18 protein-coding genes are annotated in these 16,035 nt (G+C 62.6%); 11 read left to right on the top strand and 7 right to left on the bottom strand.

Annotated features, from left to right (window positions below; all coding sequences use genetic code 11):
• Positions 1–107 precede the first annotated feature (107 nt).
• A complete protein-coding gene (locus tag ACWAT4_RS27580) occupies positions 108–623 on the bottom strand; it encodes a YcgN family cysteine cluster protein (protein ID WP_212300404.1) in 516 nt (171 codons plus the stop codon).
• A gap of 295 nt (positions 624–918) precedes the next feature.
• Between ACWAT4_RS27580 and ACWAT4_RS27585 the strand changes: the two genes are divergently transcribed.
• From ACWAT4_RS27585 to ACWAT4_RS27605, 5 genes are all read left to right on the top strand, one after another.
• Positions 919–3,210: a transglycosylase domain-containing protein gene (locus tag ACWAT4_RS27585; protein WP_449728571.1), complete on the top strand. Its 2,292-nt coding sequence runs from the start codon at positions 919–921 to the stop codon at positions 3,208–3,210.
• A 9-nt stretch (positions 3,211–3,219) separates the two neighbouring features.
• On the top strand, positions 3,220–3,798 hold the full coding sequence (locus ACWAT4_RS27590) for a DUF1214 domain-containing protein (protein WP_212300402.1): 579 nt from the start codon (positions 3,220–3,222) through the stop codon (positions 3,796–3,798).
• Positions 3,795–4,379 carry a DUF1254 domain-containing protein gene (locus tag ACWAT4_RS27595; protein WP_212300401.1) on the top strand — a complete coding sequence of 195 codons (585 nt, stop codon included), beginning with the start codon at positions 3,795–3,797 and terminating at the stop codon, positions 4,377–4,379. The genes ACWAT4_RS27590 and ACWAT4_RS27595 overlap by 4 nt, the downstream gene beginning before the upstream one ends.
• A 108-nt stretch (positions 4,380–4,487) precedes the next feature.
• Entirely contained in the window at positions 4,488–4,664 is a 177-nt protein-coding gene (locus ACWAT4_RS27600) for a hypothetical protein (protein ID WP_212426825.1), read from the top strand.
• Positions 4,665–5,020: 356 nt separating this feature from the next.
• Positions 5,021–5,998, top strand: a complete 978-nt coding sequence (locus ACWAT4_RS27605) for an ABC transporter substrate-binding protein (RefSeq protein ID WP_212426824.1) — start codon at positions 5,021–5,023, stop codon at positions 5,996–5,998.
• 178 nt (positions 5,999–6,176) lie between these two features.
• Here ACWAT4_RS27605 and ACWAT4_RS27610 read toward each other — a convergent pair whose 3' ends face one another.
• The 5 genes from ACWAT4_RS27610 to ACWAT4_RS27630 form a co-directional block, all read right to left on the bottom strand.
• Positions 6,177–7,097 carry an adenylate/guanylate cyclase domain-containing protein gene (locus ACWAT4_RS27610; RefSeq protein ID WP_449728572.1) on the bottom strand — a complete coding sequence of 307 codons (921 nt, stop codon included), beginning with the start codon at positions 7,095–7,097 and terminating at the stop codon, positions 6,177–6,179.
• Positions 7,098–7,419: 322 nt separating this feature from the next.
• Complete coding sequence (locus tag ACWAT4_RS27615; RefSeq protein WP_449728573.1) at positions 7,420–8,598, bottom strand: MFS transporter; 1,179 nt, start codon at positions 8,596–8,598, stop codon at positions 7,420–7,422.
• A gap of 77 nt (positions 8,599–8,675) precedes the next feature.
• Entirely contained in the window at positions 8,676–10,034 is a 1,359-nt protein-coding gene (locus tag ACWAT4_RS27620) for an NAD(P)-binding domain-containing protein (protein ID WP_449728574.1), read from the bottom strand.
• A 48-nt stretch (positions 10,035–10,082) separates the two neighbouring features.
• A complete protein-coding gene (locus tag ACWAT4_RS27625; RefSeq protein WP_212426820.1) occupies positions 10,083–10,400 on the bottom strand; it encodes an ArsR/SmtB family transcription factor in 318 nt (105 codons plus the stop codon).
• Positions 10,401–10,468: 68 nt separating this feature from the next.
• Positions 10,469–10,696 (bottom strand): GDCCVxC domain-containing (seleno)protein, encoded by a 228-nt coding sequence (locus ACWAT4_RS27630; protein ID WP_249148792.1) that lies wholly within the window; start codon positions 10,694–10,696, stop codon positions 10,469–10,471.
• Positions 10,697–10,894: 198 nt separating this feature from the next.
• Between ACWAT4_RS27630 and ACWAT4_RS27635 the strand changes: the two genes are divergently transcribed.
• From ACWAT4_RS27635 to arsC, 5 genes are all read left to right on the top strand, one after another.
• The gene (locus tag ACWAT4_RS27635) at positions 10,895–11,437 is read left to right on the top strand and encodes a hypothetical protein (RefSeq protein ID WP_449728575.1); all 543 of its coding nucleotides are present in this window, start codon (positions 10,895–10,897) and stop codon (positions 11,435–11,437) included.
• A gap of 125 nt (positions 11,438–11,562) precedes the next feature.
• Complete coding sequence (locus ACWAT4_RS27640) at positions 11,563–11,925, top strand: ArsR/SmtB family transcription factor (protein WP_212426818.1); 363 nt, start codon at positions 11,563–11,565, stop codon at positions 11,923–11,925.
• Positions 11,918–12,445 (top strand): arsenate reductase ArsC, encoded by a 528-nt coding sequence (locus tag ACWAT4_RS27645; RefSeq protein WP_212444147.1) that lies wholly within the window; start codon positions 11,918–11,920, stop codon positions 12,443–12,445. Before ACWAT4_RS27640 ends, ACWAT4_RS27645 begins: the two co-directional genes overlap by 8 nt.
• 2 nt (positions 12,446–12,447) lie before the next feature.
• Positions 12,448–13,503, top strand: coding sequence for an ACR3 family arsenite efflux transporter (gene arsB / locus ACWAT4_RS27650; RefSeq protein WP_212300387.1), 1,056 nt, complete (start codon positions 12,448–12,450; stop codon positions 13,501–13,503).
• Between the two features lie 48 nt (positions 13,504–13,551).
• A complete protein-coding gene (gene arsC, locus ACWAT4_RS27655) occupies positions 13,552–13,953 on the top strand; it encodes an arsenate reductase (glutaredoxin) (RefSeq protein ID WP_212300386.1) in 402 nt (133 codons plus the stop codon).
• A 13-nt stretch (positions 13,954–13,966) separates the two neighbouring features.
• Here arsC and ACWAT4_RS27660 read toward each other — a convergent pair whose 3' ends face one another.
• Positions 13,967–14,392: a hypothetical protein gene (locus ACWAT4_RS27660; RefSeq protein ID WP_212300385.1), complete on the bottom strand. Its 426-nt coding sequence runs from the start codon at positions 14,390–14,392 to the stop codon at positions 13,967–13,969.
• A gap of 293 nt (positions 14,393–14,685) precedes the next feature.
• Between ACWAT4_RS27660 and ACWAT4_RS27665 the strand changes: the two genes are divergently transcribed.
• Positions 14,686–15,999: a chloride channel protein gene (locus tag ACWAT4_RS27665; RefSeq protein ID WP_212300384.1), complete on the top strand. Its 1,314-nt coding sequence runs from the start codon at positions 14,686–14,688 to the stop codon at positions 15,997–15,999.
• Positions 16,000–16,035: the final 36 nt, after the last annotated feature.

Genomic DNA, 16,035 nt, shown 5'->3' on the forward strand with positions numbered 1-16,035 from the left:
TCTAGACAGCAAAGTTCTTCTCAGGCAGGCACCGCGGCGCATGGGTGCATCCCGCACTGCGGCCATCCCGAATATGTGATCTGAAACGGCGGCAGATCAGTCCGAGATCAGTCTTTGGGACGTCGCTTCAGGCGCGCCCGCTTCGGCACCTGCCCCGGCCATTGCACCAAATAGTGCTCGAGCTGGTCGTCGGGGATCTCCTCCTCCGTGCCAGCGACTCGGTCACGCACGGAAACGCCGGCCTCGTGCACCGTATTGGGATCACCGGAGACCAGCGGGTGCCACCAATAGAGATCGCGCCCTTCCGCGACCAGCTTGTAGCCGCAGCTCGGCGGCAGCCATTTCAGGACCCGGACACTCGCGGGGGTCATGACAACGCAGTCGGGAACGTAGTCGAAGCGATTCGTGTAGTCCTTGCAGCCGGCCGTGCAGGAATCGAGCATCTTGCAGCTGACATCGGTGAAATAGATCTCGCCGGTATCCTCGTCTTCGAGCTTGTTCAGGCAGCAGCGGCCGCAGCCGTCACACAGGCTCTCCCATTCGGCCGTCGACATGTCCTCCATCTTCTTGGTTTTCCAGAAGAATCCATCCTGACTTGAAGGGCGTTTGGGAGCTGCGGTCATGCGCTTGATACGACTCCAAAGAGCTGCGGCCGGCACCATCTAGAGGGTGCGGCCACAAAGCTGCAAGCAATGCTCCCGCAAGGCCCGTAATGAACCGGGGTTCAATTAGGCCTGTTGTTCAAAATTGCGAGCCTGACCATTGGTTTATAGGCCCCGCTCGGCTAGAAGAACAGCAAGTCCGCCTAAGGTGCGCGAAACGGGCGCCTTGGGTTTGCCGCAACAATCCCGCAAGACGTCTCGATGCCGCCCCGGCCGGGTGCTTGAACGCTTTCGAAGCGAGCCTCAAGGGTTCTAGGTGGTCCAGAACACGCCATCCAACTGGAAGAGTCGTATCAGGAACTTCTTCCTGGACCTCGATGCGCGCATCGACTCCTCGCTGTTCTCCTCGGCCAAGGGCATCCGCGAGCTTTACGAGCGCTACTCGACCTTCATGGACCGCTTCTATGTCGGGCGGTGGAAGCGCTGGGTGTTCATCGAGCCGCTGTCGGAGGCCGCGACCCTTGGCCTTGGCGGCATGGTGCTGATGCTGATCCTCGCCATCCCCGCCTTCCGCGAGACCGCGGACGAGGACTGGCTGAAGAAGTCCGACCTGGCGGTGACGTTCCTCGACCGCTACGGCAACCCGATCGGCAGCCGCGGCATCAAGCACAACGACTCGATCCCGCTGGAAGATTTTCCTGACGTGCTGATCAAGGCGACGCTCGCGACCGAAGACCGCCGCTTCTATGAGCATTTCGGCATCGACATCGCCGGTACCGCGCGCGCGCTCGTGACCAACGCCCAGGCCGGCGGCGTGCGCCAGGGCGGCTCCTCGATCACCCAGCAGCTCGCCAAGAACCTGTTCCTGAGCAACGAGCGCACCATCGAGCGCAAGATCAACGAGGCGTTCCTCGCGGTCTGGCTGGAATGGCGCCTGACCAAGAACGAGATCCTCAAGCTCTATCTCGACCGCGCCTATATGGGCGGCGGCACGTTCGGCGTCGACGGCGCCGCGCATTTCTACTTCAACAAGTCTGCCCGCGACGTGACGCTCGCCGAGGCCGCAATGCTCGCCGGCCTGTTCAAGGCGCCGACGAAATACGCTCCCCACATCAACCTGCCGGCCGCGCGTGCCCGCGCCAATGTCGTGCTCGACAACCTCGTCGATGCCGGCTTCATGACCGAAGGCCAGGTGTTCGGCGCCCGCCGCAACCCCGCCTTCGCCGTCGACCGCCGCGACGAGGCTTCGCCGAACTACTATCTCGACTACGCCTTCGACGAGATGCGCAAGCTGGTCGACACCTTCCCGAAATCCTACACCGAGCGCGTCTTCGTCGTTCGCCTCGCCATCGACACCAACGTGCAGAAGGCTGCCGAAGACGCGATCGAGAACCAGCTGCGTCAGTTCGGCCGCGACTATCACGCCACGCAAGCCGCGACCGTCGTGTCCGATCTCGACGGCGGCATCCGTGCCATGGTCGGCGGCCGCGATTACGGCGCAAGCCAGTTCAACCGCGCCACCGACGCCTATCGCCAGCCCGGCTCGTCGTTCAAGCCTTACGTCTACACCACGGCGCTGCTGAACGGCTTCACGCCGAACTCGATCGTGGTCGACGGCCCGGTCTGCATCGGCAATTGGTGTCCGCAGAACTATGGTCATTCCTATTCCGGCGCGGTGACGCTGACGCAGGCGATCACGCGCTCGATCAACGTCGTGCCGGTCAAGCTGTCGATCGCGATCGGACAGAAGGAGCAGCCGAAGGCGCCGAACCCGGCCAAGATCGGCCGCGCCAAGATCGTCGAGGTCGCGCGCCGCTTCGGCCTCAAGGCGCCGCTGCCGGACACGCCGTCGCTGCCGATCGGCTCCGACGAAGTCACCGTGCTCGAGCACGCCGTGGCCTATGCGACCTTCCCGAACCGGGGCAAGGCCGTCACGCCGCATTCGGTGCTGGAAGTGCGCACCGGCGCCGGCGATCTGGTCTGGCGCTGGGACCGCGACGGTCCGAAGCCGAAGCAGGCGATTCCGCCGAACATCGCCGCCGACATGGCCGGCATGATGAGCCACGTCGTCAGCGAAGGCACCGCGCGCCGTGCAGCGCTCGACGGCATTCCGACTGCCGGCAAGACCGGCACGACGAACGCGTATCGCGATGCCTGGTTCGTGGGCTACACCGGCAATTTCACCTGCGCGGTCTGGTACGGCAATGACGATTATTCGCCGACCAACCGCATGACCGGCGGCTCGCTGCCGGCGCAGACCTGGCACGACATCATGGTCGCGGCACATCAGGGCGTCGAGGTCCGGGAGATTCCCGGCATCGGCATGGGCCAGAAGCTGCCGCCACAGCAGATTGCCAATGCGCAAGCCAATGCGGCGCCGAAAGTGCTGGAGACCAAGCCCGGTCCGCCGCCGGTGCTGACCAAGCGCGGCGCCGATATCCTGGTGCGCGTCGAGAAGATGCTCGACGACGCAGCGAAGACCGCGACCAAATCGACAGCCAACGACAGCCAGCCGGCCAAGCCGGCGTCGTCGACGAGCGCGCTCGCCTTCCCGCAGAATTATGCGGCGGAGGAGAACGCCAACGCATCCACTCCGCGCAAGAACTGATCTGATCCCGTGCGGCTGATCCTGATCACATTGACGACCCTCCTGCTCGCGACCGTGGTCGGCGTCGGCGCCACCTGGATGACGACGACGCGCGGCACCGAGATCGGTGCGCTGACCATCGGCGCCTGGACCGCCCGCCCCCGCACCGGCACCGCCGACGTCGATCCCTATTCGCGCGCCACCATCGTGCGCAACGGCGAGCTGCCGATCGGCACCGGCGACGGCGTCGCCTTCACCGCAACCAGCGATGACAAGAAGAAGGCGCTCGACGGCCGCTGCGACGTCGTCGTCTCCGGCGTGACGCCACCGGCGCGGTTCTGGACGCTGACGCTGTATGACCGCAAGGGCCACCTCGTCGCCAACGCGCTCCAGCGCTACGGCTTCACCAGCCAGGAGATCGTGCGCCAGTCCGACGGCTCGTTCGAGATCCACATCGCCGCGCGCTCGCGTGCCGGCAACTGGCTGCCGACCGGCGGCATCGAGCGCTATGCGCTGATGTTCCGCCTCTACGACACGCCCGTCGGCGTGGCGACGCGTACCCAGCGTGATGCGCCGATGCCGACGATTTCGACGGCGGGCTGCTCATGATCCGCCTGCTGTTCACCATCGTCGCCGGTGTGGTCCTGGGGCTCGTGGTCCATCTCGTCAGCGTGCTGGCGCTGCCACGCATCGCGACCCAGGACGCCTATTCACGGCTGACGCCGATGACCAAGCTCAACGGCGTGACCCAGCTTCCGCTCGCCGATCCGCAGACCTCGCCGATGCCGTTCATGGATCCGGCCTTTGCACTCGCGATCTGCCGCTACGACCTCGCGGGCGGCCCGATCAAGCTCACGGTGCCGGTGAGCCAGGCCTATACGTCGGTGTCGTTCTACACCCGCAACGAGATCGCCTATTACGCCATCAACGACCGCTCGGCCGGCAAGAAGGTGATCGAGCTCGACCTGATGACGGAAGCGCAGCACAACGCCCTGCCCGAGGACGAAGAGATCACCGCGGCCGACCGCCTCATCATCGATTCCCCGAGCACGACGGGCCTGATCGTGATGAAGGCGCTGGCCGCCGAGCCCGGCCTGATGCCGCAGGCCCAGGCCACGCTGCAAGCCGCGAGTTGCGCGCCGCAGACCGAAGCGCCGGCGAAATCCGAGGCGCCGCGCGGCCGGCGCTGACGCGCGGCGTTGGGACGCCCTCAAAACAAAAGCTGAAAAACAACCCCATGCACAGTAGCGGGGGCATTGAAATCATTAGGCTAACGCTGTGCGGTCGGATGCACCTATTTGCACGGCGTGGTGCTGCGCGTCGCGGTCAGCTCGATCATGTGGATCGGCGACGCGGAAGCGGACAATTTGACACGTCGGGCAAAACACCGGCATGATAGCATCATCAAAAAGCTCGCCGCACCCGCAACGGAAAATTCCGTCGCGGGTTTTTTCATGCCCGCACGGAGGTTGTGATGATGTGCTGGGCCTGAACCAACGCGCGTCGGTACTCTAGTCCGCAAAGTGCGTGAAGAACGAGTTCGGGGGTCCGTGGGTGCCGCCTTACCGGTACGGATCCGGAATGGGCTAAGCCCTAATATCCGATCGGATCGCTTCTGGCCTATCAGCCGCGTAGTGCAGCGGTTCATTGAGGTCCGCTTAGTATGGCAGGCGCGGACCAGCTTGCTCAAGTTCAGTTCTTCGCGTTTTGACCCGGAGCAGACACCACGGGTACCTTCTCCTCGCTGCGCCCCTGTTTCGTGGGTCGCGGTCGGCACACGCGTGTATCCTGCGGCTACAAAGCCCTAACGCACCTTCAGGAGGAGCGTCGCATGATTGATAGACGAAGCCTCGTTGCGAGCGGGATTATCACGGTACTTGCGTCGCGATCAGTCAGTGCGCAGAGATCAAAAAAAGTATCGCGAGTTGTTTTCTTCTCAGTTGCGGCTGGTCCGAACCCTCTTGCTGAGTCCTTCACGCAAGGATTGAAGGAGTTGGGTTATAGTGAGGGGCGAGACATTTCCATCCAGTACCGCTGGATGGCCGGGCATGAGAGCCAATACGACGACGTAGCGCGCGAGTTGGCCCAGAGTGAACCGGATGTGATTGTCACAGCTGGCCATCCGCCGGCTGTTGCCATCAAGAAAGCTACAACACAGATACCAATCGTGGCGCTTGCCGTCGTCAATCCCGTAGGAGGAGGCCTAGCTGCCAGCATCTCACATCCCGGCGGCAACTTGACTGGCTTCTCTTTGGAGGTCACGCCGGAAACAAACGCAAAAATGCTCGAGCTTCTGCACGAAGCAGCGCCTAAACTCGCTCGAATCGGCGCGCTTTGGAATTCTGGCAACCCTGGCAGCCGTTTCTATCTTGATGCGGTGAAACAAGCAGCACAATCGCAAAAGCTTACTCTCAACGCTTACGATGTGCGCCGAGCGGAAGAGATCGACACTGTATTCCGTTCACTACGCGGAAACGTTGAGGGGCTCATTGTTTTTCCAGAAGGGCTGCTCTGGACGTATCGGCATAATATCGTTGATGCTGCGCGGGAGGCTCAACTAGCGACGATTTTTGGTTATCGTGATGCGGCCGAAATGGGAGCGCTGATGAGCTACGGCCCCGACCTCGTCGATCTCTTCAAGAGAGGCGCATCGTACGTCGATAAGATCATCAAGGGCGTCAAACCTGCCGAGCTTCCGATTCAACAGCCGGCAAAGTTCGAGTTGGTGATCAATGTCAAGACGGCTAATGCCTTGAACATCGTCATACCACCAACGTTGCTTGCCCGAGCGGATAAGGTGATTGAATAAACGTATTAGTCTTTCCGACTCACTCGTTTGCTGCTGGCGGTCGGCCGACGTTGTTCGGCGGCTCGCTGAGGTTCGCCATTGCTGGCGAAGCGGACACATTGCTACGATCCTGGATCAGCGCTTCTGACCTATAGGTCTGCCGCAGGCACGCGAGGCCAGCCAGGCCTGTGCCAAATGGCTAGCGCAAGATGAAGGCGGTCAGTAGCTCGGCTTTTCCCTTCAGATCGAGGGCGGTACGATCCGCCTGCGGCTTCTTCCCGGAAAGCGCGCCGTAAACCGTCTCCGAAACCAAAATCTCGTTGGCTCCAGCCGCACTCTGCAGGCGCGCAGCCGTGTTCACGACGTCCCCGATAGCAGTAAAATTCTTCGACCCTCCAGTGGCCAGCGAGCCGACTTGCGCCTTGCCCAGGTGCATTCCGGCACCGACCGGCAGCGACTTCGCGTCCTGCCGCACCGCATCGACCAGCCGTCTCGTCGCTGCGAGCATGATGTCCGCCGTTCGCGCGCCGAGCGAGGGCATATCAACGAGGTAGATGGCCATCACTTGGTCCCCGATGAAATCAACGAAGGCGTCATCGGAAGTCAGCACCCGATTAGCACTCGCATAGAATCGGCTTACTAGCTCGGCTGCGTCACTCGAGCTGTGGGCCTCGGACCACGAGGTGAACCCACGCAGGTCCGCGAAAAGCACTCCAACCTCCTGCTCATGAGTTGTTGTCGGCATGGCCTCGAAGCAGCTCCGGCAGTAGTTTGGGTTCGCCGCCGACGGTTTAATGCCGAACATTTTGCCGGCGCCGCCGAACGGCACCATGCAGAACCTGCATCGCGGGTCCGACGGCAGCAGCCTCAGCATTCGCCGGTGCCTGCCAACGAAGCCAGTCTTGCACAGCGGCAATATCAGCGGGTCGTCTCGCGTCGAAAGCCGTCGCACGACCCAGGCATCATAGTTGCAGATCAGCGAGACCAGTCCCAGGAGGAGCACACCGAGCAGGAGAAGGCCCATCCAAACAGAGACGAATATCGCCACAAGGAGTGCAAGCAGCACGGCGACGATTTCGAGGCAGTCCACCCCGATCTCGAAGTATCTCGCCTTCGTCATGTGCGTCACCAACTGAGCCGATCGACAGACGCCGTCAGGTCTACGATTCCGCCAGTAACTCCTGAAACCGGATATCGGACCCGCGTTTCAAGTTCCGTGATCTTATACTAGCCCCAGAGCGACTTAAAGCGAATGATCGCGCGCTCTACGACGTCCCTTTGACACGTCGGGCAAAACAGGTGCACGGCCATCATCCAAAAATCGAGACGCTGAATAGCCCTGCGCGACGTGTCGCCGGCGCAGCTTCGTGACTCTTCAGGACATCGTCAAAGATCGATGACGCCGCCGGATGCGATAGACGGACGCCGGTGCGCAACTGCGCTCACGAAGGTCGCTTTTTCAAATGGGCCATCCGCGCCCAGAGCAGCGCCAATGGTCCGAGCAGGATTCCGGTCGCAAGAACGATGAAGACCAGCAGCCAGCCGCGCGCACTTTGCGGGCCGCCGGCAGCGTCGAGCGCGATGCCGGTGCCCCAGGCACCGAGGGCCGAGAGTCCGAAGCCGACGGTGGAATGCAGGGCCAGTGTCGCGCCACGATGCTCGGAGACGGCCGCAGCGGACATACCGGCCGTCAACGCGCCGGAATCCGCCGGCACCGTCAGGCCATAGAGCATCAGCAACAACGCAAGCGCCCACGCAGGCGCGGTTGCGTTGAGGCCTATGACGATCGCAACGCAGGCTGACGCCATCATCACGACCGTGATGGCGCGATGGCGGCCGAACTTCAGTGCGGCCTCGTTGCCGAGGATGCTGGCAGGCATCGAGATCACCGCGAAGCAGAAGCTCATCACGACGGGGCTGAGCCAGGACGGCGCGCCCTGATGCACGATGACGAACGTCCAGAAGCCGACCAGCCAGGTGCGGATACCATAGAGCTCGAAGCAATGCGCGCCGTAGCCGAGGATGTAACCGAGCGCCTCGCGATTGGCGAAGACCGGAGCGAAATTGAGAAGGCGCCCCGCTTTCGGCGCAGGTCGCTGCGCCTGCATCAGGAGGCACGCGACGACCATGGCGATGGGACCGAAGCCGGTCACAACGAAAGCAGTTCGCCATCCCCAACGATCGGCGATGACCTGCGCCACCAGGAACGAGAGGCCGACGCCCACTGAAAAGCTCGACGTGTACAACGTGACGGCCCGCGAGGTGTCGCCGGCCGGGAGCCGGTCTGTCAGCGCCTTCAATCCCGGCATGTAGGCGCCGGCAAATCCGAGGCCTGCAAGGGACCAGATCGCGGTCGCCGACCAGAAACCTTGCGCGAAGATGCCAAAGGCCACGGTCGCAAGTCCGCTGACGATCGAGCCCCAGAGCAGCACAAGCCGCGCATCGATGCGGTCGGTCAATGTCGTCAGCAAGGGCACCGCGAGCATGTAGCCGAATGCGTAACCGCTCGCCATCAATCCACCTTCGGCGGCGGAAAGCCCCCATGCCGGCATCAGGTGCTGCGCGAGATTTGCCGACAACGTCACATGCGGCAGCAAATTGCCGACTTGCCCGATGCACATCACCGCAATCAGAGACCGATTGTTCAGGCTATGAATAGCTTCACCTCCTGAGCATGAGTTCCGCGAAAGGCCGGGGCTTACGAACAACCACACCCCGCGCTGCCAGCCTTCTTCGCCGTTTCGTCGGCGGCACAGCAGGCCGATGCGTCTTCCTTTGCCTGACCGCCACAACATCCCGCTGCGGCTGACTCGAGACCGCCGCGCGTGCAGACGCCGGTTTCCGGCAGCACGAGCTCGACCCGCGCCGCAGCCTTCTTGTCGCCTGCGATGTCGGCTGCGATCGAGCGGACCTGCTCGTAGCCCGTCATCATCAGGAAGGTCGGCGCGCGGCCGTACGACTTCATGCCGGCCAAATAGAAGCCCGGCTCATCATGGGAGAGCTCACGTGCGCCGTGCGGGCGCACGGTGCCGCAGCTGTGCTCGTTGGGATCGATCAGCGGCGCCAGCGCGACCGGCGCCTCGATGGCCGGATCGAGCCGCAGGCGCAGCTCGGACAGAAACGAAAAGTCGGGACGGAAGCCCGTCGACACGATCAACTCGTCCACGACCACGCTGCGCGCGCCGCCGCCGGCCGAGACCTTCAGGCGGCCTTCGGAGTCCGAAAGATGCGTGACGCCGAACTCGGTCTCGACCCTGATTTTTCCGGAGGTCACGAGCGCGGCAAAGGCGTTGCCAAGCTCGCCGCGTGCCGCAAGCTTATCGTTGCGGCCGCCGCCAAAAGCTTTTGCCGGATCAGCGCCGCGCACAAGCCAGACCGGCTGCGTCCCCGGCACCTCGTCGGCCAGACGCGCGAGATCGATCAAGGTGCCGACCGCGGAATGGCCGGAGCCGAGCACAGCAACGGTCTTGCCGGCATATCTGGAACGATGAGCACCCCGCACGTCGGGCATGCCATAGGCGACGCGGTCGGCGCACTCCGCCTCGCCGATTGCCGGCAGGCCGTTACTGCCGGCCGGATTGGGGGAGAACCATGTCCCTGACGTATCGATCACGGCATCAGCGCGCAGAACCTCGGGCCCCTTGCCGTTCTGATAGCGGATTTCGAAAGGCGCCTTCTCTCGCCCCCGCGTCTTCGCCTTGTCGAAGCCGACGCGGCTGATGGCCGAGACACGGCAGGCGGTGCGGATCACCTCGCGAAGCGGCGTCCGCGTCGCGAGCGGCTTGAGATATCCTTCGAGCAATTCACCGCCGGTCGGATAGGCCTGAGGGTCCGGCGAATTCCAGCCGGTCGGCGCGAGCAGACGCGCGGCAGCCTTGTCGACATTGTATTCCCATGGCGAGAACAACTGGACGTGCTGCCACTGGCGGATCGCATGTCCCGCCTCCGGCCCGGACTCCAAAACGATGGGTGACATGCCACGCTCCAGCACATGCGCAGCTGCTGCAAGGCCGACAGGCCCTGCCCCGATGATGGCTACCGACTTCGCATCGCTCATTCCATTACTCCCATCATTCTAGAATCATCGAATAATTCGGCAAAAAAATTAGGCCGCCGATTGAGCCCCCCTGCATCCGACTTCGTCCGCGCAGCATTCCGCCGCCAGGAAGTCCACCAGCCCCCGCATCGCGTCGAAGTTCGCGTGACAAACGAGGGTCGTGGATTCGCGGACCTGGCTGACGAGCCCGACCGCGACCAGAGACTTGATGTGATGAGACAGCGTCGATGCCGGGATCTTCAGCTTGTCCTGCAAGCGGCCGACAGGCATGCCGGAGTGTCCGGCCCGAACCAGGGCACGGTAAATCTGGAGCCGGGTCCGGTTACCCAACGCTTCAAGCCGCGCTGCTGCGTCGTCGATTTTCATGATCGCGCATCATGGGCCCGTTCCGACCGGCTTGTCAACGCTATTTCTAGAATGTTCGAAATATCCAGCTAGCCCAAGTTTGCCTTGGCGGCACTTTGGCAGCACTTTCCGTTTTGCTGGATTGGAGGACAAGGGACAGATCCATAAGAGCAGTACACGCAGCAATCGCCGCTCTTGGGCTTGAGCCGGGTCCCACATCCCTTGCAATCGTAGAAGAACTGGCAGGCGTCAGTCGGCATAGTCTCGACCGCCGCATGACCGCAGGCTGGGCAGGTAATGATGGACTGCACTTGCATGACGGCTTCCGCGATCACCAAACACGGCCATTCTAACAATTCGGCGCAAACGCGGCCAGACCGGAAACGTCATATTGACGAGAGCACGCCGTTTCGGTTTTCTTCGATCCCGTCAGCGGCGTCGGGGCATTCGCCGTCAACCGATCGCCCTCGCCGGCTAGCTAGGCCGACGCTGAATCGCGAGATGGGAGCGACGCCATGACCGGCGGAGAGACGACCATCGTGGCGGGCATCGAAATTCCTTCGACCGATCCCTTCTTTGTAGCGGTGGTCCTCGGGGTGCATATCCCCCTGGGCCTTGCGTGCGTTGCGATTGGCGCAATCGCGATGTTGAGTCGAAAGCGCCGCGGGCGTCATTCGAGATTTGGAACGACCTATTTCTGGTTCCTGCTGGCGCTCCTCGCGTCTGCGACGTTGCTGTCGCTGATGCGCTGGGCCGAAAATTATCATTTGTTCGCTCTCGGCGCGTTGTCATTTGCTTGCGCATGGATCGGGCGCACAGCGCTCCGGCGCCGCTGGCGTTACTGCGTCAGGCTCCATATCGCCGGGATGGGCCTGTCGTACCTGCTGATGCTGGTTGCCTTCTACGTCGACAACGGAAAGCAGCTTCCGATTTGGCGAGACCTGCCTCACTTCTTTTACTGGCTCATCCCCTTGGCCATTGGTATTCCGCTGATCGTCCGCGCACTTCTATGGCCGCCGCTGGCGCCGGCCCGCCATGATTTTCATTTGACGCGGTAATTTACGACGCACGGACCGATCCAGGGCGCTTCGGGCCAATCCTGCCGAATAGGTCCTTCCGACGCGAAACGGCTCTCCGGATTTCCGGATTGACGCCCCGCCAATAATTCTGTAAATCTGGATATATGGAAATCGAAGAAGCCACCCTCGCGCTCGCCGCCCTGTCGCAGTCGACCCGTCTGGAAGCATTCCGGACACTTGTTCGGCACGAGCCCGACGGTCTCGCGGCCGGTGATCTCGCCCGGCTGTTGGAGGTGCCTCAGAACACGCTATCGGCGCATCTGGCTATCCTGAGCCGCGCGCGCCTCGTGACCTCCGAGCGGCACAGCCGATCAATCGTCTACCGCGCCAGCCTCGCGGAATTCCGCGATGTCACTGTTTTCCTGCTGCGCGATTGCTGCGGCGGACGGCCGGAGGTCTGCGAGCCCGTCGTCGACAGTCTGCAAGCCTGCTGCTCTCCGAAGCGAAAGGGAAAAGTCCGTGCCTGATCAGATGTACAACGTGCTGTTCCTATGCACCGGCAATTCGGCGCGCTCGATCCTCGCCGAGTCCATTCTTCGCAAGGATGGTGCCGGCCGCTTCCAGTCCTTCTCCGCCGGCAGCACGCCGAAAGGCGCGGTGCATCCACTGGCTCTGCGCACGCTGGAACGCATGGACTATCCCGCTGACGGGATGCGCTCGAAGAGCTGGCTGGAGTTCGCCGCGCCAGATGCACCGGTGATGGATTTCGTCTTCACCGTTTGTGACAATGCGGCCGGTGAGGCCTGCCCGATCTGGCCGGGACAGCCGATGACCGCACATTGGGGCATCGAAGACCCCGCCTCTGCCGAAGGAAGCGACCTGGAGAGGCAGGCGGCGTTCGTCACGGCGTTCCGCTACCTCAAGAACCGGATCGATACCTTTGTGAATCTCCCGCTGAGAAGCATCGATAGGCTCTCGCTCGGCACCAGGCTGCGCGAGATCGGCCGCTCCGAAGGGACAACGTCCAACAGAAACGACGTGGCATAGCGATGGGCATCTTCGAACGGTACCTGACCCTTTGGGTTGCGCTTTGCATCATCGTCGGCGTGGCCCTGGGGCACGTCATGCCCGGTTTCTTCGGTGCGGTCGCAGCCGCTGAGATCGCCAAGGTCAACTTGCCGGTCGCAATGCTGATCTGGCTGATGATTGTGCCAATGTTGCTGAAGATCGATTTCGGCTCGTTGGGCGAGGTGCGGCAGCACTGGCGCGGTGTCGGCATTACCCTTTTCATCAACTGGGCGGTAAAGCCATTCTCGATGGCGTTGCTGGGCTCGTTCTTCATCGGTCACCTGTTCGCGCCGTGGTTACCCGCTGGCCAGATTCCGTCCTACATTGCCGGCTTGATTCTCTTGGCGGCTGCGCCTTGCACCGCGATGGTGTTCGTGTGGTCCAACCTGTGCGAGGGGGAGCCTCACTATACCCTGAGTCAGGTCGCGCTGAACGACGTGATCATGGTTTTCCTGTTCGCCCCTCTTGTGGGACTGCTGCTTGGGGTTGCCTCGATCAGCGTCCCATGGGGCACCCTGTTGCTCTCGGTTCTGCTTTACATCGTGGTGCCGGTGATCGTCGCACAGTTGTGGCGCAAGGCGCTCTTGCGAACAGGCAAGGAAGGTTTCGGCCGCGTCATGCGAGTGCTGCAACCGCTTTCGCTGATTGCTCTGCTTGCAACCCTGGTGTTGCTCTTCGGCTTCCAGGGAGAGCAGATCGTCCGACAGCCCGGCGTCATCGCCATCCTCGCCGTGCCGATTCTCGTCCAGGTCTATTTCAATGCGGGCCTGGCGTACTGGCTGAGCCGACGGTTTGGCGTGGCTTGGTGCGTCGCCGCCCCCGCCGCCCTTATCGGGGCAAGCAACTTCTTCGAATTGGCGGTCGCCGCCGCCATCAGCCTGTTCGGCCTCGACTCCGGTGCCGCGCTGGCGACTGTGGTCGGTGTCCTCGTCGAGGTGCCGGTGATGCTGTCCGTCGTCCGCATCGTCAAGGCGACCCGGGGCTGGTACGAAGGCGGCACGGCCGAGCTCCCAACGGCCCTGAAGACCGGCCAATGAGGACCTTGCCGACGAGTCCGGCCAGGCTATTGTCGCGGAGCCCCGATCATGAGCGTCACGATCTACCACAATCCCGACTGCGGCACCTCGCGCAACACGCTGGCGATGATCCGTCAGAGCGGCGTCGAGCCCGACGTCATTGAGTACCTGAAGACTCCGCCGTCCCGCGAAACGCTCAAGCAACTGATTGCGGCGATGGGAATATCCGTCCGCGCGTTGCTACGCGAGAAGGGTACGCCCTACAAGGAGCTCGGCCTTGCCGATTCCAAATGGTCCGATGACGAGCTGCTCGATCAGATGCTCGCGCATCCGATTCTGATCAACCGTCCGATCGTGGTGACGCCAAAGGGCACGCGCTTGTGCCGCCCCTCGGAAGCCGTCGTCGATCTCCTCGACAATCCCGTCGGCCGGTTCGTGAAGGAAGATGGAGAGGTGATCGAAGCGCGATAGGCACCCCTTAGACCTACCGCTCCTCGGTCGGGTGCACCCATTTGTAGGGCGTGATGCTTCGCGTTTCCGTCAGCTTGATCATGTGAACCGGCGGCGCGGACCGTCCGTTCCGGCATGACCGGCACTTCAGCGACGCTTCCAGCTTCCAGATCGGCGTATCGCGCGGGCGACGGATCGCATCGAGCGGCAGGCTCGCGCGTGTCTTGCACCTGATACACTCGACCTCGAGCCAGGAGAGGCCGCCGTTGAGACATTGCGCGATTGTCGGCGACGGCTGCGAGGGACCGCCGTAGCCTTCCATGCGTACCGACCAGGCTTCGGCCTCGGCCCGATCGGCCTCACGCACCGCCTTCTTCGCCTCTTCGCGGGCGTGCTTGGCGGAAATCTCCGCCCCCATGATGCGGCCGCTCCAGATGACCTCGCGTGATTTGGTGCTCATGCCGCCATCAAAACCACGCCGGCGCGCTTGGCAAATTATCGATTGCTGGTAGGTCGGATCCGCAATTCGATACTGCGGGTCGTGGGTGTGGACAACTGACGTTGTGAATTCCATGGCGAAGCAGCGGCGTTGATCCCAATGGACAGGTCGCGGATAGATTTCCTGATGGCCAGGAGATCGAGACGACAAAGGTCTCCGTCGAGGTTCAATTTTCTTGGCGCCACCCGCCCGGGCAGCTTATAGAAATTGATCCGCTCACGCTGCGTCGTGAGCTACGAAATCTCAGCTGATGCATGAATAAGCTCCTGACCGATCGTCGTCGTCGCTTCATTCGGGTTGTTTCGGTCCGCTGGCGGAGACGACTGATTTTCTTGATCGGCGGCATCGCCGTAGGGGCCTCAGCCGTGGCTCTGGCCAAGATGGCGGATTGGGCACAAATCGCGTTTGCCCACCTGCTGTCGGAATCGCGGTACGCTGCACTGGTGGCGACGCCAGCCGGGTTTGCGCTGTCCGTCTACCTCACCAACCGCTTCTTTCCCAATTCGCAAGGAAGCGGCATCCCGCAAGCGATCGCGGCACGCCAGCTCACCGAACACACCGCACGCGAGAAGCTTGTCTCGATCCGCATTGCGGTCGGCAAGATGTTGCTGACGCTTCTCGGACTGCTTTGCGGTGCTTCGGCTGGCCGCGAGGGCCCGACCGTTCAGGTCGGAGCTTCAGTCATGTTCGCCCTCGGCCGAATGTCGCCACGCCGTCAGCCGGGCCTGATCCTGGCAGGGGCAGCAGCCGGTGTGGCAGCAGCATTCAACACGCCGCTGGCAGGTATCGTGTTCGGTATCGAGGAGATGAGCAGGGCCTATGAAACCAGGACAAGCAGCCTGGTCATTGGCGCCGTGATAGCGGCAGGCCTGACCTCGTTGGCCCTGGTTGGAAACTACGATTATTTTGGAACCAGCTCGACCATGCTCCGGAGCGGCACCGACTGGCTTGCCGTACCGTTGTGCGGTATCGCCGGTGGATTGGCCGGTGGAGCGTTCAGCAGGCTGCTGATCGAGGTCGCGCGCGGACTGCCTGGTCGGCTGGGACCGGCAACCAAGCAATATCCCCTCCCATTTGCCGCGACATGCGGCCTCGGCGTTGCCCTCTGCGGCTTAGCCTCCGGAGACATGATCTACGGCACCGGGTACGCGCAGGTGAAGGCGGCTCTGGAGAGCGACATCCCGCTTCCTTGGGATTTCGGCTTGCTGAAGCTCGCTGCGACCGCGCTTTCCGCGATCAGCGGCATTCCGGGCGGGATCTTCGCGCCTTCGCTTGCTGTCGGTGCCGGTATCGGCACGAACATCGCACATCTGTTTTCGGGCGCCCCTCTCGGAGCATTCATGTTGCTCGGAATGGTCTCCTACTTTGCCGGGGTCGTGCAGGCTCCCATCACGGCCTTCGTTATCGTGACCGAGATGACCAACAACCACGCCATGGTGGTGCCATTGATGGCTTCCGCGTTAATCGCGCAAGCAACGTCGCGCCTCCTGTGCCCGGAGGGCATCTACCATGCCCTCGCCAAGGGCTTCTTGCGAGCGCATTCGACGGACGTCTCTGCGCCCCGATAAGCCTTCGACAGACCTCATGCAAAACCGCCCCCGACG

This window comes from Bradyrhizobium sp. T-1, from assembly GCF_053592855.1.

Excerpts from the sequence above, each read along its gene's own strand:
- ACWAT4_RS27580 (WP_212300404.1), bottom strand. The coding sequence starts at position 623 with ATGACCGCAGCTCCCAAACGCCCTTCAAGTCAGGATGGATTCTTCTGG.
- ACWAT4_RS27595 (WP_212300401.1), top strand. The coding sequence starts at position 3,795 with ATGATCCGCCTGCTGTTCACCATCGTCGCCGGTGTGGTCCTGGGGCTC.
- ACWAT4_RS27605 (WP_212426824.1), top strand. The coding sequence starts at position 5,021 with ATGATTGATAGACGAAGCCTCGTTGCGAGCGGGATTATCACGGTACTT.
- ACWAT4_RS27610 (WP_449728572.1), bottom strand. The coding sequence starts at position 7,097 with ATGACGAAGGCGAGATACTTCGAGATCGGGGTGGACTGCCTCGAAATC.
- ACWAT4_RS27615 (WP_449728573.1), bottom strand. The coding sequence starts at position 8,598 with ATGTGCATCGGGCAAGTCGGCAATTTGCTGCCGCATGTGACGTTGTCG.
- ACWAT4_RS27620 (WP_449728574.1), bottom strand. The coding sequence starts at position 10,034 with ATGAGCGATGCGAAGTCGGTAGCCATCATCGGGGCAGGGCCTGTCGGC.
- ACWAT4_RS27625 (WP_212426820.1), bottom strand. The coding sequence starts at position 10,400 with ATGAAAATCGACGACGCAGCAGCGCGGCTTGAAGCGTTGGGTAACCGG.
- ACWAT4_RS27630 (WP_249148792.1), bottom strand. The coding sequence starts at position 10,696 with ATGCAAGTGCAGTCCATCATTACCTGCCCAGCCTGCGGTCATGCGGCG.
- ACWAT4_RS27635 (WP_449728575.1), top strand. The coding sequence starts at position 10,895 with ATGACCGGCGGAGAGACGACCATCGTGGCGGGCATCGAAATTCCTTCG.
- ACWAT4_RS27640 (WP_212426818.1), top strand. The coding sequence starts at position 11,563 with ATGGAAATCGAAGAAGCCACCCTCGCGCTCGCCGCCCTGTCGCAGTCG.
- arsB (WP_212300387.1), top strand. The coding sequence starts at position 12,448 with ATGGGCATCTTCGAACGGTACCTGACCCTTTGGGTTGCGCTTTGCATC.
- arsC (WP_212300386.1), top strand. The coding sequence starts at position 13,552 with ATGAGCGTCACGATCTACCACAATCCCGACTGCGGCACCTCGCGCAAC.
- ACWAT4_RS27660 (WP_212300385.1), bottom strand. The coding sequence starts at position 14,392 with ATGAGCACCAAATCACGCGAGGTCATCTGGAGCGGCCGCATCATGGGG.
- ACWAT4_RS27665 (WP_212300384.1), top strand. The coding sequence starts at position 14,686 with ATGAATAAGCTCCTGACCGATCGTCGTCGTCGCTTCATTCGGGTTGTT.